The organism is Flavobacteriales bacterium (genome assembly GCA_016700415.1).
In the GTDB taxonomy this organism is placed as follows: Bacteria; Bacteroidota; Bacteroidia; order Flavobacteriales_F; family PHOS-HE28; genus PHOS-HE28.
The window spans coordinates 116,076-141,363 of record CP065018.1; the positions used below are offsets into that span (position 1 = coordinate 116,076).

Annotated in this window: 20 protein-coding genes, 1 other RNA gene and 1 pseudogene; 7 read left to right on the plus strand and 15 right to left on the minus strand. The window is 58.6% G+C overall.

Going from position 1 to position 25,288, the window contains the following annotated elements; all coding sequences use genetic code 11:
* Positions 1–107: 107 nt before the first annotated feature.
* From IPP95_00530 to IPP95_00565, 8 genes are all read right to left on the minus strand, one after another.
* Entirely contained in the window at positions 108–1,349 is a 1,242-nt protein-coding gene (locus IPP95_00530; GenBank protein ID QQS72758.1) for a hypothetical protein, read from the minus strand.
* 324 nt (positions 1,350–1,673) lie between these two features.
* On the minus strand, positions 1,674–2,102 hold the full coding sequence (locus IPP95_00535; GenBank protein ID QQS72759.1) for a hypothetical protein: 429 nt from the start codon (positions 2,100–2,102) through the stop codon (positions 1,674–1,676).
* Between the two features lie 152 nt (positions 2,103–2,254).
* A complete protein-coding gene (locus IPP95_00540) occupies positions 2,255–3,430 on the minus strand; it encodes an acetyl-CoA C-acyltransferase (GenBank protein ID QQS72760.1) in 1,176 nt (391 codons plus the stop codon).
* Between the two features lie 160 nt (positions 3,431–3,590).
* Entirely contained in the window at positions 3,591–4,172 is a 582-nt protein-coding gene (locus tag IPP95_00545; GenBank protein QQS72761.1) for a hypothetical protein, read from the minus strand.
* Positions 4,169–6,445 carry a restriction endonuclease subunit S gene (locus tag IPP95_00550; GenBank protein ID QQS72762.1) on the minus strand — a complete coding sequence of 759 codons (2,277 nt, stop codon included), beginning with the start codon at positions 6,443–6,445 and terminating at the stop codon, positions 4,169–4,171. Before IPP95_00550 ends, IPP95_00545 begins: the two co-directional genes overlap by 4 nt.
* Before the next feature lie 184 nt (positions 6,446–6,629).
* Entirely contained in the window at positions 6,630–8,993 is a 2,364-nt protein-coding gene (locus tag IPP95_00555; GenBank protein QQS72763.1) for a 3-hydroxyacyl-CoA dehydrogenase/enoyl-CoA hydratase family protein, read from the minus strand.
* A gap of 111 nt (positions 8,994–9,104) precedes the next feature.
* Complete coding sequence (locus IPP95_00560) at positions 9,105–9,539, minus strand: winged helix-turn-helix transcriptional regulator (GenBank protein QQS72764.1); 435 nt, start codon at positions 9,537–9,539, stop codon at positions 9,105–9,107.
* Between the two features lie 117 nt (positions 9,540–9,656).
* Positions 9,657–11,711, minus strand: a complete 2,055-nt coding sequence (locus IPP95_00565; protein QQS72765.1) for a gliding motility-associated C-terminal domain-containing protein — start codon at positions 11,709–11,711, stop codon at positions 9,657–9,659.
* A 119-nt stretch (positions 11,712–11,830) separates the two neighbouring features.
* On the opposite strand from IPP95_00565, the gene IPP95_00570 reads away from it, so the two are divergent.
* Positions 11,831–12,739 carry a hypothetical protein gene (locus tag IPP95_00570; GenBank protein QQS74155.1) on the plus strand — a complete coding sequence of 303 codons (909 nt, stop codon included), beginning with the start codon at positions 11,831–11,833 and terminating at the stop codon, positions 12,737–12,739.
* Here IPP95_00570 and IPP95_00575 read toward each other — a convergent pair whose 3' ends face one another.
* Complete coding sequence (locus IPP95_00575) at positions 12,740–13,411, minus strand: hypothetical protein (protein QQS72766.1); 672 nt, start codon at positions 13,409–13,411, stop codon at positions 12,740–12,742.
* Positions 13,412–13,485: 74 nt separating this feature from the next.
* Positions 13,486–14,193 (minus strand): DUF2807 domain-containing protein, encoded by a 708-nt coding sequence (locus IPP95_00580; protein ID QQS72767.1) that lies wholly within the window; start codon positions 14,191–14,193, stop codon positions 13,486–13,488.
* Positions 14,194–14,293: 100 nt separating this feature from the next.
* Here IPP95_00580 and IPP95_00585 point away from each other — a divergent pair, with 100 nt between their 5' ends.
* Positions 14,294–14,938, plus strand: a complete 645-nt coding sequence (locus IPP95_00585; protein ID QQS72768.1) for a hypothetical protein — start codon at positions 14,294–14,296, stop codon at positions 14,936–14,938.
* On the opposite strand, the gene IPP95_00590 is transcribed toward IPP95_00585, so the two are convergent.
* Positions 14,914–16,128, minus strand: a complete 1,215-nt coding sequence (locus tag IPP95_00590) for an alanine dehydrogenase (protein QQS72769.1) — start codon at positions 16,126–16,128, stop codon at positions 14,914–14,916. The genes IPP95_00585 and IPP95_00590 overlap by 25 nt on opposite strands.
* Before the next feature lie 151 nt (positions 16,129–16,279).
* On the opposite strand from IPP95_00590, the gene ssrA reads away from it, so the two are divergent.
* Positions 16,280–16,676: a transfer-messenger RNA gene (gene ssrA, locus IPP95_00595) on the plus strand.
* Between the two features lie 77 nt (positions 16,677–16,753).
* On the opposite strand, the gene IPP95_00600 is transcribed toward ssrA, so the two are convergent.
* From IPP95_00600 to IPP95_00615, 4 genes and pseudogenes are all read right to left on the minus strand, one after another.
* Positions 16,754–17,374: a hypothetical protein gene (locus IPP95_00600; GenBank protein QQS72770.1), complete on the minus strand. Its 621-nt coding sequence runs from the start codon at positions 17,372–17,374 to the stop codon at positions 16,754–16,756.
* Positions 17,364–18,872, minus strand: a complete 1,509-nt coding sequence (locus tag IPP95_00605; protein QQS72771.1) for a hypothetical protein — start codon at positions 18,870–18,872, stop codon at positions 17,364–17,366. Before IPP95_00605 ends, IPP95_00600 begins: the two co-directional genes overlap by 11 nt.
* A 138-nt stretch (positions 18,873–19,010) precedes the next feature.
* A complete protein-coding gene (locus IPP95_00610; GenBank protein QQS72772.1) occupies positions 19,011–20,234 on the minus strand; it encodes an NADP-dependent isocitrate dehydrogenase in 1,224 nt (407 codons plus the stop codon).
* Positions 20,235–20,433: 199 nt separating this feature from the next.
* Positions 20,434–22,202 (minus strand): annotated as a pseudogene (locus tag IPP95_00615) (DNA polymerase III subunit gamma/tau).
* A 220-nt stretch (positions 22,203–22,422) separates the two neighbouring features.
* On the opposite strand from IPP95_00615, the gene IPP95_00620 reads away from it, so the two are divergent.
* From IPP95_00620 to IPP95_00635, 4 genes are all read left to right on the plus strand, one after another.
* Positions 22,423–22,803 (plus strand): 30S ribosomal protein S6, encoded by a 381-nt coding sequence (locus IPP95_00620; protein ID QQS72773.1) that lies wholly within the window; start codon positions 22,423–22,425, stop codon positions 22,801–22,803.
* 11 nt (positions 22,804–22,814) lie between these two features.
* On the plus strand, positions 22,815–23,132 hold the full coding sequence (locus tag IPP95_00625) for a 30S ribosomal protein S18 (GenBank protein ID QQS72774.1): 318 nt from the start codon (positions 22,815–22,817) through the stop codon (positions 23,130–23,132).
* A gap of 12 nt (positions 23,133–23,144) precedes the next feature.
* Complete coding sequence (locus tag IPP95_00630; GenBank protein ID QQS72775.1) at positions 23,145–23,591, plus strand: 50S ribosomal protein L9; 447 nt, start codon at positions 23,145–23,147, stop codon at positions 23,589–23,591.
* A gap of 309 nt (positions 23,592–23,900) precedes the next feature.
* Positions 23,901–25,202, plus strand: a complete 1,302-nt coding sequence (locus IPP95_00635; protein ID QQS72776.1) for a threonine/serine exporter family protein — start codon at positions 23,901–23,903, stop codon at positions 25,200–25,202.
* Positions 25,203–25,288 lie beyond the last annotated feature (86 nt).

Below are 25,288 nucleotides of genomic sequence, written 5' to 3' on the forward strand. Positions count from 1 at the left end.
GAAATGCGGTATGCACTAGTTCGCATAAAGGTATGCATGCATACCATATTCTGCAAGTATTGGGAAGGAATGCCGGAAACGCCCATTGTCAGCCGGGGAACAGCACGCTAGTTCCAAGGACCGGTCTTTGTTACGTGGAAGAAGCGCTTCCCACCTGTCCTGAGCGATGCCGGTCCCTCCAGAGCCTGTCGAAGGGAAGGATCGAAGCGGAAGAGCCCCTTCCAACCACCGAACCAGAACCGCCCTTCCCGGTCCTGCAAGATGGCCAGAATGCCGTTCGTGTCGAGGCCATCCTCCGTGTAGTAGTTGGTGAATCCGCTATCGCCTGCCCTGAGCGAACCTGCCTGTCCGGTAGGCAGGGCCGAAGGGTCGTAGCGATAAACTCCGAAGTTCTCAGCAGCGAACCAGATGTTCCCTTTCTTGTCCTCGTAGAACGCACCGACCTCCATGCCTTCGATCACGCCGTCCTTGGTGAAGTTCTCGAAGGTCTTGCCATTGTATCGGCTCACTCCACCGAAGCTGCTGCCGATCCACAGGTTGCCCCTGCTGTCCTCCATCAAACCAGTTACGCTATTGTCGCTCAGGCCGTCTTCCGTGGTGTAATGCGTGAAGGCCGTACCCGACCCATCGACCATTGCGGACGGGTCAAACTTGAACAGGCCACCGGCATCGCGTCCCAACCAGATGTTCCCCTTGCTGTCCTCCAGGATGCACGTGATGCGCGTGGGGGAGAGCATGGCCGTGGTGTCGTCGGCCCGCACTGCTGGAATAGGTACGGTGGTGAATGCTTGGGTCCCGAGCGGACCTGCCTGTCCGGTAGGCAGGGCCGAAGGATCGAAGCGGCATAGCCCGTCCATCGTGCCGAGCCAGATCGTGCCGTCGCGCCCCATGGTCATGCTCCAGATCTCATTGTGGAGCAGGCCATCCTTCGTGGTGTAGTGACTGAAGCCACGACGACTCATATTCCGCGTGTCGGTGGGATCGTACTTGAAGAGTCCCTCGCCATCCGTGGCCAGCCAGACGTTCCCTTCGCGGTCCTCCACGATCCCGTTGATCCGCCCTCCGGTGATGCCTACGCTATCGGCGAAGTACTCCAGCGTATCGTTCTGGTAGCGGATCACGCCGTAGTGATTGGTGCCGAACCAGAGCGCACCGCGACTGTCCTGGAGCATGTTGCGCACCCAGTGGCAGAGTTGCCCTTCGTATGAAAGGCGCACGGGCCACTCGCCCGGGATCGGAACGGTATCGTTCGTGATCACTACCGGGGCTTTGGGCAAGGGTTGGGCGTTGCAGGAGGAGAGGAAGGTGATCGAGAGCAGAAGCTGGCACAGCAGCACTGGAGGCGCCACAGCTTTCTGATGACCACACCGGCTACGATCAGTAACCGGTTGCCCTTGCACCGAACCCAACTGGTAACGATCTGATACCAGTTGGCCATCACCCATTTCAGTTGGTGACAAACCGTCACCGACTGAACCCGCTCTTGCAGCCGAGCCCAACTGGTGATGACTTGTCACCGGTTGGAAATTGGCGGATGGTAGCAGGGCGCTCATGGGTTCAGTGGGCGACGGTTTCTTCGTCAACGCGCATTGGACAACATACGGACAGGTTGCCGTGCATGAAGCGGGCCTTGTGAGGGCCGTTCTTTGGAAAGGAAGTCGCAGACTTCATGACTACTTATTCTGTCGCTTCAAATCGCTCTTGTCGAAGTTGTCAGCCCCGGTTTCAAGTCGTGTCTTCCAATGTTTGAGATTCTCCGGGGTCAATGCGTAGCCAATCTCTGGGTTATCCCAATCGAACGCAGTAGCGCTCACAATCTCGCCGTCGGCGGTTCCGTCGTTCAACATGAAATGCTCGGAGGTCATCAACGCAAAGCCGATTGTGTTCAAGTCTTCGGTGGAAATATTACTTGCAATGGCATCGTTGCAAAGCATGAGCATATGCACTCGCGTCACCTTGAACTCTTCTTCACCAGTGAGTTGAATGACACGGACCGAGGTTGTGTCCTGACCAGTGCGGATTTGACTTCCATGCACATCGCGTGATAAGTCTCCGACTGACAATTTGCCTTCGAAATAGTCTTTCAGCGCTTGCTCAGTCATTGTCTATGGTCTCAGTGCATTTCGGGTGAGCGATTGAAGCGGGTACCCCGCAGCGAGGAACGAGTGAGGAGTACAAGCGGAAAGCGCGACGGCGAGTCTTCGAGCCGGCACGCCCACATCTCGACTCCGCTCGATGTGACAACGCTGCTCCATCAATTCAACAATTCGAACACACTCGCAGCTCCTTGCCCGGTCCCCACGCACATCGTCACCACGCCGTACTTCTGTTTTCTACGCCGCATCTCATTGAAAAGCTGCACGCTCAGCTTCGCTCCGGTGCAGCCCAGCGGATGCCCCAGCGCGATCGCGCCGCCGTTCACGTTCACGATGCTCGGGTCCAGCCCCAACTCGCGGATCACCGCCAATGACTGCGACGCGAAGGCCTCGTTCAGCTCGATCAGCTCGATGTCCTTCAACTTCAGCCCGGCCTTCTCCAGCGCCTTCGGGACCGCCGCGATCGGACCGACGCCCATGATGCGCGGCTCCACGCCGGCCACGTGGTAGGAGAGGAGGCGCGCGATCGGCTTCACGTTCAGTTGCTTCAGCATGCGCTCGCTCACCACCAGCACGAAAGCCGCGCCGTCGCTGGTCTGGCTGCTGTTGCCGGCCGTTACGCTGCCCTTCGCATCGAAGACGGGGCGCAGCTTCGCCAGCCCTTCCAAGTTGCTCGCGCGCGGACCTTCATCGGTGTCCACCACGTACTTCTCCACTTGGCGTTTCTCCTTTGCATCGAGGAACACCCGCTCCACCTCGAACGGCACGATGTCCTCCTTGAAGCGCCCGGCGGCGATGGCGGCGAGGGCCTTCTCCTGGCTCGCAAGCGCGAACGCGTCCTGGTCCTCGCGGCTCACCTTGAAGTCGCGCGCCACGGCCTCGGCGGTGAGGCCCATGCCCCAGTACCACGTCGGGTGCTTCTGGGCCACGGTGTGGTTCGGCACAATGCGCCAGCCGCCGAAGGGGATCGGGCTCATGCACTCCACGCCCCCGGCGATGATGCAATCGGCCATGCCGCTGTGGATCTTGGCGCTGGCGATCGCGATCGTCTCGCTGCCGCTGCTGCAATAGCGGTTCACCGTCATGCCCGGCACCTTCTCGTTGTTCAGGCCCATCAAGGCGATCATGCGGCCGATGTTCAGGCCCTGCTCGGCCTCGGGCGTCGCGTTGCCCACGATCACATCGTCCACATGGTCGCTGCTGAGGTTCGGGACGGAGGCCATCAGGTGTTTGATCACGTGCGCCGCGAGGTCGTCGGGGCGGGTGAAACGGAATTTGCCGCGCGGGGCTTTTCCTACTGCGGATCTAAATCCGGCGATGATATAAGCATCCATAGTGCTGTTGCTTTTTAGTTCGTTGGTGTCGTCACACTGAGCTTGTCGAAGTGGGGCGTGCCCCGGCTCAAATGCAGCCGGGTCGGGCTATTCGCTGCAAGTCCTCGCGCCGAAGACGGCGCTCCGGGCTTTCCGCTGCTATCCCTCACGCGAAGTGTCGTCAAGAAAAGAGATGCCATTTCCATGGAAGTATGTACTCATAAGGTTGACGATCTGCCTTGTGCTCAAGTATGCGAGCTTGCCGTAGGATTTCCTCGAAGGAGTTCAGGATTTCCTTCTGAACACGTTCGCATGCTTGCATGACTTCACTTCGCTCAGCATCGGTAGTGGCACTCAATAGCTCATTCGTAGGACGAATGAGCCATGCCATGGCATCATCTGACCAAATACCATAAGGGCCATCTATATGATCCATTGCGACATGGAACTCCTCATTGATGCTCAATAGGTTCTTGCGATATGCATTGTCGAAGAAAGTCTTGAAGCGGATTGAACTTGAGTCTCTTCGGACCTCGAGCTCCAGATTGGCCAGTGGTTCGAGCAAATTGGAACGAACAGCTTGATCAAATCCGAACGTAAAGACAAGATTGTTGAGGGTCTGGTCGATGAGGTACGTTTTCTGAATATGCTTCCAAATCATTCGGTTATGCTCGGACAATGGCCTGAATACAAAGTTGATGAGGCCAGCTAAGAGGCCACCGGCAGCGCCGATACCAGCAAGTAGATACCCAGTGTCGTTCATGCTGTCAAGCGTTCTAGGAAGGATCTTGCAATTCCGGTATTGTCGACTTCTTCTGCACGATGCTCAAAGTGATAGGACACTAGTTGCGGGATGCCACCTTCAAGGCGACTATAGAAGTAACAAGCTGGTTGCTCCTTCTCCTTCATCTGAACAAGTGGAGCTATTCCGAGCGCTTTTGATCGGCCCGTCTCGAGTAGGTAAAGCTGGCCTTTGACCACATGCTGCACTAACTCTAGGTCTTGCGTTTTGAACTGAGGGTTCGAACCTGTCAGTACACGCACGGAAACGCGCGAAGCACCGCTCGGTAAGCCATCTGCAGAGCCTGCTTGGACGAGCTGTAAACTGTAGAACGAGCTCCCAAGACGATCTCGGACCGTCTGCAAGAGCCCGGCGAGTTCCTTGTGTTGTTCTTCCGCTTCTGCTTCACTGATGGCCCCACCGTGGGCTTTCCGGTTGCGCATGTTGTTGGCAGCCTCAAGAATTTGGCTCAAGCCTTTGTCGACTAGCCCTTCCAAACAACCCTGTGATACAACTGAGTACAGATCTACTAATGCTTGCTTGTCATCGTCCTTTCCGTTCAACATCGCCCTTGTCTCTTTTGCCAGAGCGTTGTAGACGGTGCACCAAAGGCCGAAAGAACCTCTGCGGAAGTCAAGGTCAGCACCGGTTGATGCGCGTTTCAATTTGTCTTGAACGAGTAACCATCTGCCGGGATCAGAGGTGTATGCGCTCAAATGAATGATTGCCATGAACTCGGCGAACGCCTCGAAGAAATGCAGCAGTCGCTCCCGCTTGTCTTTGAATGACCTGTCCACAGCGTGGTAGTGGCGGAGAATAGAGGCCAATGGGAATGGTAACGTCTCAACCCAGTCTGCGAATCGAGCTAAGTGGTCTGTCTTAGGCAGCTTTCCAGCGATCTCATCCAAGGAGCGAGTACTACTCCATATTGCTGATTCAGCTTCATTGAGTTCGATGCGCATTTGGTCGACGACACGTTGCGTGCTCACCATCCTTTCCTGTTGGGGGAGAGGCGGAAGAGGAAAGGATGATTCCTTGAGAACGCTAATCGATATCGCTGGAATTGTCGTGCCTGAACTGTTCATCCTGCGGAATAGCTGTCCCGCCTCGGTATTGAACCAATGAGCTAGGTACTCTGGGTGGGCAACATCAGGTTTGGCAATGAGCTGTAGGTATGACTTCAGCTTTGTTGGAAGACGATCTTGGGCGGTCGTTGCGCGGGTTGCGCCCATAGTGGGCAGGTAGACTGCATTTTGCTGCTCAGGCAATGGCTCGAATTCAGCAGCACTCTTTTTCGACGCGACCACTTTGACTATGGCGTTGTTGAATTCAGTTAAAGGGCCGACCTTCCATCCAGGAGTGTTAGCGATTGTCTCCTGAGTTTGAATGGCAGCACAGCCATAGAAGTTCAAGCGGTCGATGAGAATTCCATTGGCCAGCCTGCCGCGATGTTTGCGTTTGAGCAGGCCTTGTATCAGGCCCGGAATACTCTCTTCGTTTGCCTGTGCCTCGACTACATAGAGCTGCTCGAAATCCTTCTTCTGGAGGATTGCAATGGCGAAAGGCACACTCGAAATGGGAAGCAGGACACCGGCAGGAAGTTGAATCCATCCGGTAAGGTACAAACCGAGCTTGCCCAAGTTCTGTCGAACTGATTTTGAGGACTGGTCAAACGCAAATCGGGGAGGAACCAGCCATGCAATGATGCCCTCGTCTGATAACTGGCCTGCCGCTGAGCACATTTCGAGGAGGCCAATGTCATCTGACAACTCTGTGGCACGAATCGTCCGCGATTCTCGCATCCCAATAGGTCCGAGGGATACAATGGCATCATACTGCGTTGGTCGTTCTGGTTGCAAGCTGCTCCATCCTTTTCCAATTCGTACATGTACCCTTGAATCACCAAAGGCTTTAGACCAAACCTCTGCTTCACCATTGATTGAAGCCACGTCTAGCCGCTCAATGGATTGAAGTGCATCGGCAACTTGGAGAGCATCCCATGGCATGTAGCTCCACGGGTCCAACACCGTTTTGACGTTGTGCGCTCGTAGTAGCTCTGCCACCAGTCGTGCCACGAACCGAGGTGCAATGACTTCACCCGTTCGCGAGGACATTCGGCGAATCGCATTGAGCGCTTCATCAAGGCTAACCTCGATGCCCTCACTCTTTGCCCTCAGGATCAGACTTGGTGTCAGTTGCGCAGTGCCTCGTTGATCTTCAAGGTAGTTCCACAAGCCAGTCATCTCGGTTTTCATAGTACGCGAGTAATCTTATTCAACAGTGATTGCCGTAGTTTGCGTGAGCGATTGAAGCGGAAAGCCCACAGCGCGGTAATCCGCGCGAGGACTTGCAGCGAAAGCGCGACCCGGCTGCCCCCGGATGCAAACTCCGGGGTGAGCCGGGGCACGCCCAAAGAACCGATATGCTTCAGCGCATTCATCAGTTCCGCAACACCTTTCCAGTAGTAATGATGCTCTGCAACCGCTCCAACGTCTTCCGCTGCATGCACAGCTCCAAGAACGTCTTCCGCTCGAGGTCCAGCAGGTATTGCTCGGAAACCTCCGTGATCTCCGAGAGGTCGCCGCCGCACATGACGTAGCCGAGCTTTTCGCTGATGAGCGCATCGTGCTCGCTGATGTAGTTGCCGCTTTGCATGCTGTTGGCGCCGACGTAGACGATGCCGAGGCCTTCCTTGCCGAGCACCTTGATGTCGCGGCGCATGGGCGGCTTGGTGTAGCCCTTGCTCCAGAGGTCGAGCGCGCAGGCCTTGGCGTGGGCGAGCTGGTGGGCGCGGCTCACGATCACTTCGTCCTGGCCGGGGCGGAGGTAGCCCAGGTCGAAGGCTTCTTCGCCGCTGGTGCTCACTTTGGCCTGGCCGATGGTGAGGAAGCGCTCGCGCATCCGGTTGATGCGGATGTCGCCTTCCTTCAGTTCGTCGCTGAGGCGCAACGCGAATTCCTTGGTGCCGCCGCCGCCGGGGATCACGCCGACGCCGAATTCCACGAGGCCCATGTAGGTCTCGGCGTGCGCCACCACTTTGTCCGCGTGCATGCAGAGCTCGGTGCCGCCGCCGAGGCAGAGCTGGTGTGGTGCGGCCACCACGGGGATGCTGCTGTGGCGCATGCGCATAATGGTGTTCTGGAAGGTGCGGATGGCCATGTCGAGGTCCTCGTATTCCTGCTCCACGGCCATCATGAAGATCATGCCCACGTTGGCGCCGGCGCTGAAGAGCGCGCCGTCGTTGTAGACCACGAGGCCTTTGTAGCCCTGCTCGGCGAGGTCGATCGCTTTGTTGAGGCCTTGGATCACCTCCGCGCCGAAGGTGTTCATCTTGCTGCTCCAGCTCACGGCGAGGATACCGTCGCCGAGGTCGCGCACGGTGGCGTCCTTGTTCTTCCAGACGATGCTGCTCTCCGGCATGTCGGCCAGCACGATCAGTCCTTCCTGACCCGGCACCGGCTTGTAGCTCTTACTCGGGATGTCATAGAACAGCCGCACGCCTCCTTCGCGCTTGTAGAACTGCGTGTTGCCAGCGGCCACGAAGTCCTTCACCCAAGGCGCCGCCTTGATGCCCTTCGCATCCATGTCGGCCAGCACTTCCTTCACACCGATCGCTTCCCAAGCTTCAAATGGTCCCAGCTCCCAACCGAAGCCGGCGCGCATGCCGTCGTCGATGCGGTACAGCTCGTCGCTGATCTCGGGGATGCGGTTGCTCACGTAAGCGAACATCGCTTGGAAGGAGCGGCGGTAGAATTCACCGGCCTTGTCGGTGCCGTGGTACACGAGCTTCGTGCGTTCGCGCAGGTCGTCCACCTTCTTGGCCGCGTCCAGCGTGGCGAACTTGGGCTTCACCTGCGGTTTGTACTCTAGTGTTTTCAGATCGAGGGAAAGGATCTCGCCTTTCTTGCTGCTGCGGTCCTTGAAGTAAAAGCCCTTACCGGTCTTGCTGCCGAGCATTTGCTTCTCAACCATTTTCTGGAGGTAGTCCGGAATGGCGAAGAGATCGTTGCGTTCGTCCTTAGGGCAGTTGTCCTTCACGCCCTGCGCGACTTTCACCAGCGTGTCCAGTCCTACGACATCCGCCGTGCGGAAGGTGGCGCTCTTGGGACGGCCCAATACAGGACCAGTGAGGCGGTCGACCTCTTCCACGGTAAGGCCCATCTCTTCCACCAAGTGGAACAGACCCATGATGCCGAACACGCCGATGCGATTGGCGATGAACGCGGGCGTGTCCTTGCACAGCACAGTGACCTTACCGAGCACGCGCTGGCCGTAATCTTCCAGGAAGCTGAGCACAGCGGGATCGGTACCCGGACCGGGGATGATCTCCAGCAACTGCAGGTAGCGCGGCGGGTTGAAGAAGTGCGTGCCGCAGAAGTGTTTCTTGAAATCGTCGCTACGTCCTTCCGCGATCGCGTGGATCGGTATGCCGCTCGTGTTGGTAGTGATCAAGGTGCCCGGTGTGCGATACTTCTCCACGTTCGCCAGCACCTGCTGCTTGATGTCCAAGCGCTCGATCACAACTTCGATGATCCAGTCGCAGTCCTTGATCTTCGGTAGGTCATCGTCGAAGTTGCCGGTGCTGATCCGGCTCGCGAATTTCTTGTCGTAGATGGGAGAGGGGTTGCTCTTCAACGCGAAGGTCAGCGCGTCGTTGACGATCTTGTTTCTGTCGGCTCCCTCTTTCGGGACGATGTCCAGCAGCAATACTTCACATCCCACGTTGGCGAAGTGGCATGCGATCCTACTACCCATTACGCCGCTTCCGAGGACGGCAACTTTTTTGATGGTACGGTTTGGCATTTGGGGTTGATTTTTTCACCGCCACGACGCCAAGGACGCAAAGGCTACGCAACGCCAATGGAAATTCCTTGGCGGGACCGTGGCGTTCGTAGCGTCGTGGCGGTGAGGCATTCACTTGAAGAGTTCGTCGTTGTCTAACAGCGTATTGATCTTGTTCATCACGTTATGGAAGGTCTGCAGCTGTCCGGCGGGGATCTTGGCCTGCACGACCTCATTGAAGCGGATCACGGTGTCCTTGCTCAGGTCGCGCATCTGTTTGCCCTTGGCCGTCAGCATCACCCGGCTCATGCGGCCATCGGAGCTGTCGGACACGCGCTTGATCAGACCTTCCGCTTCCATGTTCTTCAGGGTTCGCGTGAGGCTGCGTGCCTCCATGCCCATCTTGGGTCCGAGCTTGGTGCTTGGCGTTCCTTCGGGATCGATGTTCAGCAGCACATAGCCGATGCTCATCGAGCCGCCATGCTCTGAGGCCTTTTCATTGTAGCGCCGCATGATGCGATGCCACGCCCAGCGGATCGGATGGTCTATGGTCTCCTCGGGCCTCATGGTCGTCACAAGGTCCGAAGGTAATCAGGAATAGTATGCGTGCATACAAAATAACAAACGTGAACAAGCCGCTTTCGTTGGATGCTTGGATCACGCTTGTATGCAGGAAGAAGCGCTTTAGCGGATCAAGCTCAGATGCCCGTGGAAGGTCTCGTTGTTGATCTGCACTTCGTAGAAGTATACCCCTTCGCTCGCGGGTCCACCGTTCTCCTGCTTACCGTCCCAGCCATTGTTGCCGCCGTTACTTTCATGGACGAGTTTGCCCCAGCGATCAAAGATCCGCAACTGGAAACAGGGGTCAAGCGTTTGCGTCGACTTCAGCTTGAACCGGTCGTTCACATTGTCGTGGTTGGGCGTGAAAACATTGGGCAGCTCGAAGTGTACGAGTTCGCCGTACGGGGCGACCTCGATGGTTTGTTCGGCGTAGCCGGTGCAGCCCGTGTTGGTGGTGGTCTGCAGACCGATGGTGGTGGGTCCGTTGAAGGGCAGCAGGAATTCGGGGCCGTTCTGCCCTACTGTCGTGGCCGATCCGTTCACGGTCCAAGTGGAACCCACGGTGTTCGGGCTGGTATCTATGGCCCGGGCGAGGATACCCAAGCAGGTGGTGTCCGTGGTGACGGTGAATTCCGCCGGTGGGGTGGTGAGAATGTTGATCGGTTGCATGGTCTCCATCGTGCATCCGTTCAAGGAGCGCTCCACGGTGATCTGTCCGATGCCGGGGTCTCCCCATGCGATGGTGACACAGCTGCTGTCGGAACCGGAAAGGATCGTGCCCCCGGTCACGGTCCACGTGTAGGTGGCATTCTCGATCAGCTCGGTGCAGTATTCCGCCGTGGTCTGGCCGGAACAACCGATGCCCAACCCGGAGATCGTGGGCGGCGCCGAACTGGGCACTACATTGATGGTGACGGTGGCGCTGAAGGTCGCGGGTGGGCACCCTTCATCATACACCAGTACGGAGAAGTTGTAAGGATCCGTGCTCCCTTGGGCGCAGACCGTGGGCCAGCAGAATTGCGTGGTGAGCAGGCTGTCCCCGGTGGAAGGCCCGGTGATCGTCGCGGGCGGATCGGTCTGTACGTTCGAAAAGATCGCGCCGATGGCGCTGAAGATGATCACATCACCATCGGAGTCCGTGAAGGTCATGGGGAAGCACAGGGTGTCCCCGGCCACCACTTCGTAATTAGCGACGAACTGCCCGTCCAAGGGCTGCGGTGCGGCATTGCTTCCGCTGCATGGCACGCTCAGGAGCTGGAGGTCGCTCCGGATCAGGCCGATCAGTTGACCGTTCCGGTATTCCCGCACTTCCACCACCACCACCCAGTTGCCGATCATCGGCGCGACATATTCCGTGGCGCCGGTCACCGGGTCGATACTTGCGTAACCGCTGGGGCCGAACGGCATGGGCGTGGTGATCCCCAGACCGTATTGCACCGGCTGCAGGGGCCAGTCCAAAAGGGTGGGCGGGTCGATCACGCCACCGATGTTGTCCTGTGAACCATAGGGCGTAGCAAAACTGAACACGAGTGAATCTCCGTCGCTATCGATGGCCGCATTGCTGAACGCCGTGGTGTCGGAGATGCAGATGTACGGCACCGGCGTCCCGGTGAACACGGGCGAAGAATTGGCGATGGAGGTGGGCGGCATGTAGGAATAGAACCCCATGCCCGCTTCGCCGGGATCTTGCAGATTGACGATGGCGCCGTTCCGGGCGAAGAGCTGCAGATAGAGGTGAAAGCCGGTATTACTGGCCGAGAGCACCACCTCGCCTTCCAACCGGCTTTCCTCCACGCACTGGCCATCGCCCAAGTTGCAGCCGGCGGGTATGTTGGGCGTGATCACGCCATAGGAGGTCAGATAGACCATGGCGGTCTGGATCTGGTTCTTGTCGGCGCCGGGCGCGGTGGGGTCGTCGGCATAGACTCCGACGGGCAGGCCTGTCGATGCGTTGCCGAGCAGGTCGATGATCGAAGGATAGCTTGAACCGGAGCCGCAGTTGATAAAGAGCCTTACGATCACTTTATACCGGTATTCCCCGGTACCCGGAGCGGTCTCACCTAGGTATTGATAGCCCAGATCACCACCGACGATATGGGTGGCGCGTGCGCTAAATGATGTGGCGAGGCAGGCCAATAAGAACAAGATCCGCACAGGCCGAATAATGAATTGTATCATCTGGCGTATTTTGAAAGGGTCCCCAAAATAGGGAGATCGATCGATCCCGAGGACTATTTCGCCGAAAAGGGCGGTAGTTGGTGCATCCTTGTCCATATTTGACGACCGCCCTGACGAAAATGAAGATGAACGCAAGATCCTTCCTTCCGCTGCTCGCCGTTGCCGTTCTTTTTGCCTGCCAGAAAGAACGACCAGATCCGATCCCATCGGTTCCTGCGGCAACAGCCCCCCGCTTGATCATGAAGTTCAAATTCGACAGCACCCAGGTGCGGTTAGGCAGCCACGGGGAGCCGGTGTCGGTGCCGACCGGGCATGGGGCACAAAGCCCGCGTTTCAACGTGATGAGCGCCCATTATGTGGAGTTCACCCCCACGGCATTGACCCCGTTGGGTCAGGGAGATGTGGTCTACACAAGTCCGACGACCACGGCAGGCGGTGCCAGCGCGATCGATTACGCGCAGGAAGTGAAGGTCGGGGATGGCGGCACCTTCCTCGATATCCCGCTCTCCTCCTTGGCCCCGGGCACATACGAATGGCTGCGGGTGTCACTTGCATACCAGAACTACGATGTCAATTTCCGATATACGGATCCGACCTTCGGCCAGTTCAACCTCACCGGCACCTTGGCCTCCTTCATCGGGGTGAATACCTACATCGGGAGTTATCAGGTAGACCAGCAAACGGTCACGGTTAATGGCAACAGGCTCCAAGGTTACTGGGGTTTTGAAGTGCATGACCCTCCGGTGCCGCTTGCACCCACCACCGGACAGGCCCCGGGTACCACGGTGGTCAATCCATTATTCGGCACTTCAGCCATTCCGGCCGGGTCCTGCGTGGTCACCGGAGGTTTTGCACAGCCGCTTACGATCACCGGCAACGAGACGCAGGATGTCACGATCACCGTTTCGCTCAGCACGAACAAGAGCTTCGAGTGGAGCGATGCCGCCGACGACAATATCTATGAGCCGCTCGCAGGGGATACGGTGGTGGACATGGGCGTCCGGGGTCTGATCCCGATCGTGGAGTGATCAGGCCGGGTCCTTCGGTAGGCGAGGCATCCCGTCCACCACAAGGATCATCCGGTCGCCATCGTACCGGTATTTGACCCGGCTTGCGGGGAACATCACTTCCGTTCCGCCTTGGAGGTCATCATAGAGCTGGAGGCTGTCCCCGGTGAAGGAGAACTCGAAGTGATCGTCCGCGCCATGCACCACGGTGCGCGGGGCGATGTTGCCGCGCCATTGCTGAAGACTGTCCATGCGTGTCTTCCATTCACGGTAGGCCACGTCCAACCAGCCGAGATCGATGAAACGGTGACCCTTCAGCCAAAAGACGTTCTGCCCCCAGCTCTCCAGCCCACCATAGTTGGCCAGAATGACAGTACCGTCGGCGGTGTCGCCGGTGGAGAAGTAGGTGGGGAGCATCACTTCGCTGTCGTAGGCCGGTTTGGAAACGGCGAGAACCTCGGCGCTGCTATCCGGTCTTGGCCTGTACAGGATGAGCCGGAGTCCTTCCCGCTTGTCGTCCGCGTGCTTGGCGGCCATAACGAACTCGCCGTTGCCCAGATCATGGGTGGTGTAGACCAAGAGGGTGTCGTTGCGTACGTTCTCGTCCAAGTTGGGAAGATCCTTCAGGCTGAAGGTCTTTGCGTGCTCCAAGGGAGCGATCGCCCCGGCTTGTCCGGTGGTGTCGGTGGACATAGTGCCGACGGATGTTCCTTCCGGGGCAGAGCACGAGGCCAGCCCCAAGGCTGCGAACAGAAGGGTGCAGCTTTTCATTGGACCGGTGTTACGGACCCACTTCCGGAGACGGAGGATCTCACATCAGGTTTACCTGCGTACCGGACCTCTCCGCTTCCGGAGACTTTCGCGTTGAGTTTGCTGATGGCCGTGATCGTGGCGCTACCGCTGCCGGAGACCTTCAGGTCCGCCTCATTGGCCGTGAGTTCCTTTCCATGTAGGTCGCCGCTGCCGGAAAGCGAGGCATCCAGCTCGCTGCAAGTGCCGCGGACGGTGATGGTGCCGCTGCCGGAGATCCCCAGCTCCAATTCCTTTTCGTTGATCCCGGAAATCGTGATACTGCCGCTTCCTCCGGTGCTCAGATCGGTGTGGCCTGTACCGAAAACGTCATCGCTGAGCACGTCCGAGCTTCCATGCACTTCGATGGAATTGAGCAGGGACGGTGTGACGATGTGAACGGTGAATTCCGCATCGGATATCCAGCACTGGGAGGTCCGGATGTCCCAAACATCCCCTTTCACCTCCGTGTTCAGCAGGTCGATCAGCTCCGGCTGCGCGGTCACTGTGATCTTCTGTTCCGCTCCTTTTTCGATCGTGACCCGTGTGGAGCCGCCCACCTCGATACCGGTGAACGAGGCTACCACAAGGGTCCGTTCTTCCACGGGGCCGCTACCTTTTATGCAGTTGATGTTGCAGCCGGTGGTAAGCAAGGCAAGGGCTGCTGCTAAAGCAAGGGTCTTCATGGGGTGGGATGATGTTGGAAGGAAGGTCCGGAAGTGGTCGACCCCGTAAAGGAATGAAGGATCCCGGACTTTTTGGGAACCAAGTCACCCTTGAGGACGTATGACACAACCTCAAAGTGGTTACGCAAAGTTGCCGCCGAACAGGATCATGGAGCATGCCATTCCGCTTCCGGAAATGAGCCATCGCTGGCTGGACAAGGCGAGGTCGCGTCTACTTGTGGAACCGTCGGACATGCTCGTTTTTGAGCATTCCGGCGCGGTGCATGCGGACCTCATCCCCGACATGCTCGATCTCGTTGAGGCCCATAGCTATGCCTCCGGTGATCCGATAGTGCTGCGCAAACGGTTGATCCACGTTCTGGTGGAGTCTGTTGACAATATGCGCCGGCATGCCTTGGGCATTCTGGCGGATGCTTCGTTCGCCTTGTTGGTCAGGAACAAGGATGGGTACCGGTTCACTACGGGCAATGCCGTTCCCCATGCCACGGCCATGCTTCTCGCCAAACGGGTGGAGATCTTGAACGCGATGGAAGGGGAGGACCTGAAAGAGCACTATATGAAGTTGCTCACCAACGATTCGCGGTCCACGAACGGAGGGGCAGGATTGGGTTTGTTGACGCTTGCTCGCAAAAGCATGCGGCCGATCCTCACCACCAGCGATACCCTCGGACCGTTCACCTCATACTTTTCCTTTGAACTTCAGGTGTGCGGCGATGCCGACTATCCCGCTCCTCCGGCGGCATAAGTGGTGAGATACGCGTACTTCCCGGTCAAATGCCCACCCTTGGCGATGGTGGCGCGCTCGATCATCCCCTCGGCATCCGTGCCCGTGAGGTGTGGCAGCACGTTGGTCATCAGGTCGCGTCCAAAAGACTTTGACGAGTCGCGCGGAAGCTCGCAAGGAAGATTGTCCACGGACATCACGGTAATGCTGCCGGGCGCGCCCACAGGGCATTCCTGCCCGGTGGCGATGCCATAGCCAAAGAACGGGTCGGCGATGGTGCTGGCCCGAAGCGTGCTATCGATGGGGCCGTCAATATCGCAGCTGATGTCGGCCACCACTTTCAGGCTGATGCCCGTTCCGCGCAGGTCCTCGGCGGAAAGGATCTTGGGCCCCCGTGCATCCCAGAAGTGGCAGGCGATGTAGATCTGTGCCCGCATGGCGAACGGGAGGAAGTTGGCATGATGGCCGCGTGGATCGGCATGGAATGCAGCACGGTCGAACGGTTTCCCATCGTCCCGTACGTAGAGGTCCTCGCTGCCAAGCACGGTGTATACAGGCCGATCGAAATTCTTATCGAGGAAGTCCGCCGGGGACACCTTGGTCATTCCCGCGCGGTCCAGGGTCTCCATGGCTCCGTGGCCCACACGGCCTGTTCCGGTGAGCGCCACCCGGAGGTCCTTGGGAAGTGGGAAGGCCGCCAGATGAAGGTCCATTTCTGCCCGGTCGTGGCAGGCATGGGCGGGCTTCAAGGTCTTACCTCCGCCCTCTGTGGCCTGCCAAGCGCGTACAGCGTTGTAGGCGCCCACAACACCGGCCCACTTGCCGAAGGCCAGCACCCGCTTTCCCTTGGTGTCCGTGAGCAGTTCATGGTCCAACAGGGTGATGCGCCTTTCCAGCACGGTGCGCAAGAGCTTGGCGTTGTGCGGCTGCTGCTTGATCGTGTGCGAAAAGAAGAGGTAGGCTTTGTTCGCCATCAGCATGTCCAACGGCACCTCTTTGACGCCGATAATGAGGTCACGGTCCGTGAGATCCTCCGTCAGACGTACCGCCTGCGCCGTGTATTCGGCATCGGTGTAGGCCCGTACGGGGCTGCGCTGCACGGCGATGTCGATACCTTGAAGCATGGCCTCGTGGCATTGCTTGGGAGTGAGCGGGACGCGACGGTCAGGTGGTTGTTTGCCTTCGCGGATGATGCCGATCTTCTTGAACATGTGATGGTTTGCGGGCGGCGAAAGTAGAAGTTGTTGCCGAGGCGTTCCCTGTCCATCGTCAGGGACCGTCCATCGGTGATCGCAGCCCGGGATGATCTCCCCGTGGATCGCCGTATCTTTGCGGTGTTCTTTGAAAGCACACAGCAGTATTGGGGCCGACATGGTTTCGACAGCGGCTACGTGGTGCGTGTAAGCATGCAGAGCGGTGGGGAACGGCTCTTCAAAACGATCTCCAAGCCCTAACAGGCAACACTGAGTACGCACTTGCTGCTTAATAGCCCAAGGCTATGAAGCTTTACCCCGTGAACAACAGTAGCGGGGGCAAGTATCCTTCGGGGAGGCCCGCAACCCTCCTTCCCGGCCCAAGGATATCATCATGGGAAGCTGGTCAGCGCGGTGGTCCGTAGCGCTGATGAGACAACAGGACCTAAGCTGTCAGTAGGGTGTCCTTCCCCGGCTGGCTTTCGAAAACCAACGGAGGAAGAAGCATGTGGAAAGCTCGTGTTGCGGTCGTTTGGACGAGGGTTCGAATCCCTCCGGCTCCACCAATGCAAAAGCCCGCCGTCCGGCGGGCTTTTGCATTGGTGGCAACCTCTCCTCTGGTGCCTTGGCTAACGCATTTCACCTAAAATCCGATGCCCACACCGCCGCTCAAGATCGGGCCTTGGCCATAGTAAATGCTGTTGGGGTCCTGAAGCACCTCGAACAGGACTTGCAGGTAGAATGAACTTCTGCCGCCGATCGGTTGCACATAGCCCGCACCCAACAGCAGGTGCGGCACCCAGATGCGGCCAATGTGGTTATCGAAGTAGTAGAACGGCTGGGTGTTCACATGCAGGAACTCCGCGTGCAGATAGGCTTGTGGGATCACACGGTACCGCGTGAAGACGCGATATCCATAGTTGCTCTGCTCATAGGCCGGCACATAGCGGTTATCGCGGAAATAGGAATAGCTCAGCCCCAGCCCTGTGGAGAGTTTTCGTTTGTTATCGAGATAGACGCCCAACAATGGGTCCAATTGTACCACGGTCACCGTACCGAAGCTGAGGCCTATCCCGCCACCGAACCAGATGCGGTCCTTGAAGGGGACGGGCTTCTTCTGCGGCTTCTCGGAAACGTATGCCGTGCTGTCCTGTGCATGGGCTGCTTGCAGCGAAAAAGCGATCAAGATCAGGGAAAGCAAACGCAGCATGGTGACGAAGGTACGTGGGCTGTGCGAGGCCTGCGCGGTGGTCCTATCTTCCATCCACTGTTCGGTCAAGGAATGATGTTGTCGTGGGCATTCGCGCTTCATACAAGATCCACACCGGTTTGGCGTTCTCCCATTCGTACCACCGCAAGGCCTGCTCTTTCCACCAAGGGAGCGTGGTCATTTTCAGTTGCCATTCCGGCGTGCCGGCTTTTCCGCAATGCTTGAGACCCGGGCCGGCAACAAGGAGATCAACGCCCGTGCCATGAACGGAAAGCAGCGGACAGGGGTCGGTGATCACGCTGTCGGTGGCCGTGCCGGACAAGTAGAAGGGGGGAATGCGGATGTCCCAAATGTTGGTCTCATCAGCGAGGTAGTTGATGCGAACTGACCGGCCCGGATAGTTCTCCTCTATGTGCTTGGCCAACGTTGTCCGGCCAGCACCGGCGGGAGAAGTGGCCACAACGGCAAGGGCCAGGCAGTTCACCGTGAGGATCAGCATGACCGAGCCACGCAGCACCGGTCTCCACGATGGCCGGGCAATTACTTGCAGATCTTGCCAAGCCAACACCAGCAAGAGCGGTACAAGGTCCACCAAGGGAAAGAGGAAGCGGAGTTCCTTGTGCGGGATCACCATCAACAGGAAGAGGTAGGGCCAGATGCACCAAACGATGAAGGACCGGGGCCGCTTGATGGTGGACCAGGCCAGTGCAGCGAGTATTGCGGCCCCGATCGGCCATGAGGCGTATTTGGCGGACCAGGCGAAGTAGTACCACCAAGGGAAAATTTCCACCACGTTCGGCAATGGCCGGATGCGGAGGATGCTCAGGGTGTTCAAGTGCAGGTAATTCCAGAATGACCAATTGAACTCTTGATAGAACCAGGAGTCGGCTGCCAAGCCGATGATGGTGGCCAGGACCACGCCCACGGCAAGCCTCGCGGCCGCAGCCGTGCGTCCGCCCCGGGCAGGCAAAAAGGAGATCATTGCGAATGCGCACACCAGCAGCATCACAGGCTTGATGAAAATGCTGAGGCCGAGACAAAGCCCCGCGACGGTCCAACTCCATCGGCCCTGTGGCGAGCGCAATAATTCCGCGATCCCGAGCAGGAGCAGTAGCCCGGCCCAGGTCTCACTGGAGAACCGGACGTGCTGAAAGGGAAGGAACCAGATGAAGAAGGAAAGAAAGAGAAAGGCGGGGCGAAGCGGTTCCTTCACCAAGTGCCAGGCACTGCCCACGAAGCGCTTCACGATGGCCATAGCCACGATCGCGGTCAAAGCACGAAGCAGGAAGGCAAGGAGGAAAGGAGAGGATGCCCCGGCGGCTCCTGCGGTCTTGAACACTGCAACACAAAGCGTGGGCAGCAACCCTGACCGCAGGCGGTCGGCATATTCCCAGGCCAATTGGTCCTTCGGGAACTCACCCATGCGTGCTTGGGCGAACTCGATGATCTGGTAATGTTCATCCGCCGCGTAGTAGCCCGTACTGAACCACGCCGTGATCAAGTGGACGACAACGGCCGCGAGGAAGATCCAACGTGTGCGCGAAGGGTGCATGCCCCGCGAAGATGCGGTGATCCCGCCGGATGGTGCGGCTACGGCTCACGGAACCTGTTCTTCACGCACGGTGTTGGCGAGATAAATTTCCTTGGCAGTCATCTTCCAGCCCTGCCACGGATCATCACAATTCGACTCTCACTTCATCCCGCGCTCCAATCCTTCGCGCAGCGCCGCCATAAAGGCTTCACTGGTAAGGTACTGGTCCGGCGTGGCCTTGCTGCCGTGGATGCAGACCGCGAGGTCCTTGGTCATCTTGCCGGCCTCCACGGTCTGGATGCAGACGGCTTCCAGCTTGTGGGCGAAATCCACCAAGGCTTGATTGCCATCAAGCTTCCCGCGGAAGGCGAGGCCGCGCGTCCATGCGAAGATGCTGGCGATGGGGTTGGTGCTGGTGGGCTTGCCTTGCTCATGCTGGCGGAAGTGGCGCGTTACGGTGCCGTGGGCTGCCTCGGCCTCCATCGTCTTCCCGTCGGGCGTCATCAGTACACTGGTCATCAGGCCCAGCGAGCCGAAGCCCTGTGCCACGATGTCGCTTTGCACGTCGCCGTCGTAGTTCTTGCAGGCCCAGATGAAGCCTCCGCTCCACTTCATGGCAGCGGCTACCATATCGTCGATCAGGCGGTGCTCGTAGGTGATGCCCGCCTTGCCGAAGTCGGCCTTGTAGTGCTTCTGGAAGATCTCATCGAAGATGTCCTTGAAGCGTCCGTCGTACTTCTTCAGGATGGTGTTCTTGGTACTCAGGTACAGCGGCCACTTCTTCTCCAACGCGAGGTTGAAACAGCTATGCGCGAAGCCCTCGATGCTCTCGTCCGTGTTGTACATGCTCATGGCCACACCATCGCCCTTGAAGTCATACACGTCCCAGGTGGTGGACCCGCCTTCCTCCGGGGTGAAGGTCATGGTGAGCTTTCCCTTGCCTTTGATCACAGCGTCGGTGGCTTTGTACTGGTCTCCGAAAGCGTGGCGGCCGATCACGATGGGTTTGGTCCAGCCGGGCACCAAGCGTGGGATGTTATTGATCACGATGGGCTCGCGGAACATGGTGCCGCCGAGGATGTTGCGGATGGTGCCGTTGGGCGACTTCCACATCTCCTTCAGGCCGAACTCCTTCACGCGCGCCTCGTCGGGCGTGATGGTGGCGCACTTGATGCCAACGTGGTGCTTCTGGATCGCCTTGGCCGCGTCCACGGTCACTTGATCGTTGGTGGCATCGCGGTGCTGAATACCGAGATCGTAATAGTCCAAGGGCACGTCCACGTAGGGCAGGATCAGTTGGTCCTTGATCCACTTCCAGATGATGCGCGTCATCTCGTCACCATCGATCTCCACTACAGGGTTCGCCACCTTGATCTTCTGCATGCTTTCGCTATTGACTTGTTTTACGGGCCGCGAAGGTATCGCGCCGCGTTGAACCCAAGAAAGGTGTTCTGGTCAGGGGGCAGACCTTGGCCACAAGCCATAAGCTCCAAGCTCCAAGCCGCAAACTTGTGACGGACAGCTTGCGGCTTGGAGCTTATGGCTCGTGGGTCAAGGCTCACGACTCAAGGACTATTCGGAACTACCCGAGGTCCAGATCCAGGTCCTCCCTGAGCTTCAACAAAGCGGGGTTCTTCTCCGCCATGATCATGAAACGGTCCTTCGCGGTGTAGCGGGGGCGCAGGTCTTTCGCTTCCTGCTTGGTCACTTCCAGTTCCAGGCCGGGGACCCCCATTTCGCGCCGCAGATGCCCGAGCAAGGCTGGCTTTTCCTCCTTCATGTAGTTCTCCTGCACCGTGTTCACGATGGTGAAGGAGATCGATCGCGGCCCGGTGATCACGGGTTTGTTGGCGATCAAGGTGGCGTGCATGCTGCTTTTCCCTTGTTGCTTCAAGGCCTTGGCATGATCGCCCCAGGTCTTCAGCAGCAAGGCCTGGTTCAGCTCCCTCGTGGGGCCGGTTTGGCTTTTCCCCATCGGTTGATCGCCGGGCCGATCGGACAGGTCCGTTCCGGCCATGGTTTCGGCAGGGGAGTCCAGATGTTGCCGGATCGAGACCGCGCCTGCCATGCGCCTGGAGGAGCGTTCCGGTGCCGAAGCGACCGGCGCTGCAGGAGCGGGCCTTTGGGCAGGTTCAGGCTCTGCAACGGTTGTAGCCGCTGGTGCCGTTGGGCGCACCGTGGCCGTGGCCTTGGTCAGGTCAGGACTTTTTTTTTCCTGCGCCACGGCAGGCCGTTGAGCCGTGGGGGCGGTCGCAGTGCGGTCGCCGTGATGGGCCAATTGGATCAGTGCCAGTTCCACCAGCAACCGGGGTTCCTTGCTGTTCTTGTACTGCGAATCCACTTGCCCGAGACGGTCCAATCCCTGCACCAGCAGTTCCCGTGGTACCGCTTGGGCCTGATCGGCGTAGCGTGTGCCAAGCTCATCGCTCACCTCCAGAAGTGGAATGGTCCGGGATCCTGGCTCACCAACAGGTCGCGGAGATGGCGCGCAAGGCCGGCAACGAATAGATGCCCGTCGAAGCCTTGGAAGAGGATGTCGTTAAAGATCACGAGCGCACCGGCGGGGTCGGCCTTCACCAAGCTATCGGTGATGTTGAAGTAGTGCTCATGGTCAAGTACGTTCAGGTTCTTCAGCACGTCCGCATAGGTGAGCCGGTCCCCGCCGAAACTGACGAGCTGGTCGAAGATGCTGAGCGCGTCCCGCAGCCCGCCGTCGGCTTTCTGCGCGATGGTGTGCAAGGCCTGGGCCTCGGCGGTGATGCCCTCCTTTTTGGCGATGCCGGCCAAGTGCTTGGCGATGTCCGACACGGTGATCCTCCGGAAGTCGAACACTTGGCAACGGGAGAGGATGGTGGGAAGGATCTTGTGTTTCTCCGTGGTGGCCAGGATGAAGATGGCGTAGGAGGGAGGTTCCTCCAAGGTCTTCAGGAAGGCATTGAAGGCCGCTGAGCTGAGCATGTGTACCTCGTCGATGATGTACACCTTCTTCGTGCCTACCTGCGGGGCGATCTGCACCTGTTGGATCAGGTTGCGGATGTCGTCCACGCTGTTGTTGCTGGCAGCATCCAGCTCGAAGATGTTGAGGGAATGGCCCTCGTCGAAGCTCTTGCAGGAAGGGCATTCGCCACAGGTGGTGACGTCCTCGTTGAGGTTCTCGCAGTTGATGGTGCGGGCGAGAATGCGGGCGCAGGTGGTCTTTCCCACGCCGCGCGGGCCGGTAAAGAGGAATGCTTGGGCCACATGGTCCGTGCGTACGGCATTCTTCAACGTGCCGGTGACATGCTCCTGTCCCACGACGGAATCGAAGGTGTCGGGGCGGTATTTTCGGGCGCTGACTACGTATCGTTCCATGAGCGGCGGCTAAGATAGTTGCCTCCGGGGAGTCTGCCTCCTGTCGATCTCCGGATAGCCGCAAGCCGCACGCCATAAGCCACAAGCTTGAGGCTTGAAGCTTATGGCTTGTGGCTTCTCAGGACAAGCGCGGATCCACTTTTTCAGCGTCATCTGCGTTCCATGTAGTGCCATTTCCACCAAAACCCTACATTTGCACCCCAAATTTACCAAGAGTCACATGACCAACCGGTACGAGACCGTCTTCATTTTAACTCCCGTTTTGTCTGAGGACCAGGCAAAGGAGGCGGTCACCAAATTCAAAGACCTTATCAAGAAAGGCCATGGCAAGGTCCGCCATGAAGAGAACTGGGGGATGCGCAAGCTCGCCTATCCCATCCAGAAGAAGTCCACGGGCTTCTACCACCTGATCGAGTTCGAGAGCGACCCTTCGCTCATCGCCAAGCTCGAGACCGAATACCGCCGCGACGAACGGGTGATCCGTTTCCTCACGGTGGCCATGGACAAGCACCACATCGCATTCGCCGAAAGCCGTCCCGCAAGGGGAGGCAAGGAGGCTGGCGAAGGTCGCGCACCACGTAAGAAGAAGGAAAACGCCTGAACCCAACGGAAATGAGCGAAGAGACGACCACTTCCGCAGCCCCCGCCGCCGCTAAGACGGGCGGAGGCGCCAGCAATGAGATCCGCTACCTGACGCCGATCGCCATTGAGACCAAAAAGGACAAATACTGCCGCTTCAAGAAGCTCGGTATCACCTACATTGATTACAAGGACGCGGACTTTCTGCTGCGCTTGGTGAACGAACAGGGCAAGATCCTGCCCCGTCGCCTCACCGGCACCAGCCAGAAATATCAGAAGCGCGTGGCACAGGCTGTGAAGCGCAGCCGCCACCTCGCCCTGATGCCGTACGTGGCCGATATGCTCAAGTAAGAACGCACGACCATGGAAGTGATCCTCAAACAAGACGTGGAGCATCTCGGTTTCGCCAATGACCTGGTGAAAGTGAAGGACGGCTTCGCCCGCAACTACCTGCTCCCCCGCAAATTGGCCGTGGCCGCCACGCCCAGCGAGCGCAAGCAGCTTACCGAGACCCTCAAGCAGCGCGCCCACAAGGAGACCAAACTCCGCGATGAGGCCGACAAGAACGCAGCCAAGCTCATCGATCAGACGATCAAGATCGGTGCGAAGGTGGGCGAGAAGGGACGCATCTTCGGCAGTGTCAACACCATCATGCTCAGCGACGCCTTCAAGCAGCTCGGCATCGATCTGGACCGCAAGTACATCAAGCTGAAAGGCGAAGCCATCAAGACCATCGGAACCTATGAGGCCGAGGTGACCTTCCACCGCGATGTGGTGAAGATCATCCCCTTCGAGGTGGTGGAGGAGTGAGCTTTTAGCGAACGCAATGAAAAGGGCCGTCTCGTGAAGAGATGGCCCTTTTTCGTTGAGTCAACTTTCTACCTCATTTGCATGGCCATGCAAACGTGCGCTTTTAACATTTCCGGAGGTTGCCTTGCGCCGTGATAAACTACCGGGGATCTGCGCAACACTAGGCCTGGCGGGGTGTTGCGCTGGACCCGAGGGAGGTGGTCGGATGCTGATGACGTTGGGTTCATGATCGTTTTCCTCATTTGCATGGCCATGCAAACGTGCCACTGACAAAAAGCTTTCTCCCGTTCCCCTGTAGCTTTCGCCGCCATGGCCGAAGGTGATCCTGATCAGCGACTCTTGCTCCAATTCCTGGCGCGTTTAGGCCAGGCGGAACTGGCAGCGGGCAATGCCGTGGCCTTGGTGGAGCGCGACCTCGGGGATATCGCCAAGCGCAACGGGCAGGCCAATATCGTCGTGTTCGCCCTGCCTACCGTGCTCATGGTGCAGAGCGACGATGGGGAGGAGCACCGCGTGCAGATCACCCCCGGGCCCTATCGCGTGGGGGACCTGCGCTTCGATCAAATGGAAGGTGTGCTGGAGATCGCACGCGAGGCCCGCGCCGGTCGTCTTTCCCCGAAGGACGGCCTGCGCAAGCTCGACGCGATGTGGCGCATGAAGCACCGGTACGGCGACTTCGGCTTCGTGGTCGGCTATCTGATCACCACCATCGGTACGGCCTTGATCCTGCGGCCCACATGGAGCGGCTTAGGTTACGTCGCCGTGCTCGGCCTCATCTGCGCCATGCTCTTGGTGGCGGTGCGGCGCCAGCCTGCGTGGAACGCCGTGATGCCCGTGGTGGCCGCGTTCATCCTGGCCTCGGTGGTGGCGGTGTTCTACCGCTATGGAGTGAAAGAGGCGCCCTTCCAGTTGCTGATACCGCCCTTGATCATTTTCCTGCCGGGCAGTGTGCTCACTGTTGCCGTGGTGGAGTTGGCCTTTGCCAATACCGTCTCCGGAGCATCAAGGTTGGTGGCCGGCTTCGGACAGCTGATCCTTCTGGCTTTCGGGCTCTTGGGCGGGTTCCGGCTTTTCGGGGAGGGGACCCCGGAGCTCGTGGACCATACGGAACGCTTGGCACCATGGCTGGCGTGGGCGGGCGTGGTGCTCTTCGCCATCGGCCTGCACCTCTTCAAAAGCAGCCGTAGACGTTCCCTGCCGTGGGTGATCCTTACCATGCTCATGGCCTACCTTGGGCAGTACGTCTCCGGCCTCTTCATCGACGGGGCCTCCACGGCGTTCTTCGGCGCGGCGGTCATGGCCATCACAGCGCTTCTGATCGAATACCGCTTCAATGGGCCGCCTGCTCTGGTGACCATCCTGCCCGCGTTCTGGCTGCTGGCTCCCGGCTCTTTCGGTCTGGTCAGCATCACCACCATGGCTACCGATGGCATGGGCACGGCGGGCAACATCCTGCGCTTGCTTTTCATCCTCACCGCCATAGCCTCCGGCTCCCTCATCGGGGCTTTCATATATAGCGGCCTGCTGCATGTGCGCAAAGCGCGTTTGTGGCGGAAGGGGCCACCAGTGCCTGTAGATCCTTTGGCGAGGAGTGAAGAAGAGGGAACGTAGTGAGGGCGGCGCTTTCACAGGTCCCTTCGATCAAGCCTTTCCCGATATGTACCTTTGCGGCCTCTTAACTATCGCACAGAACAACC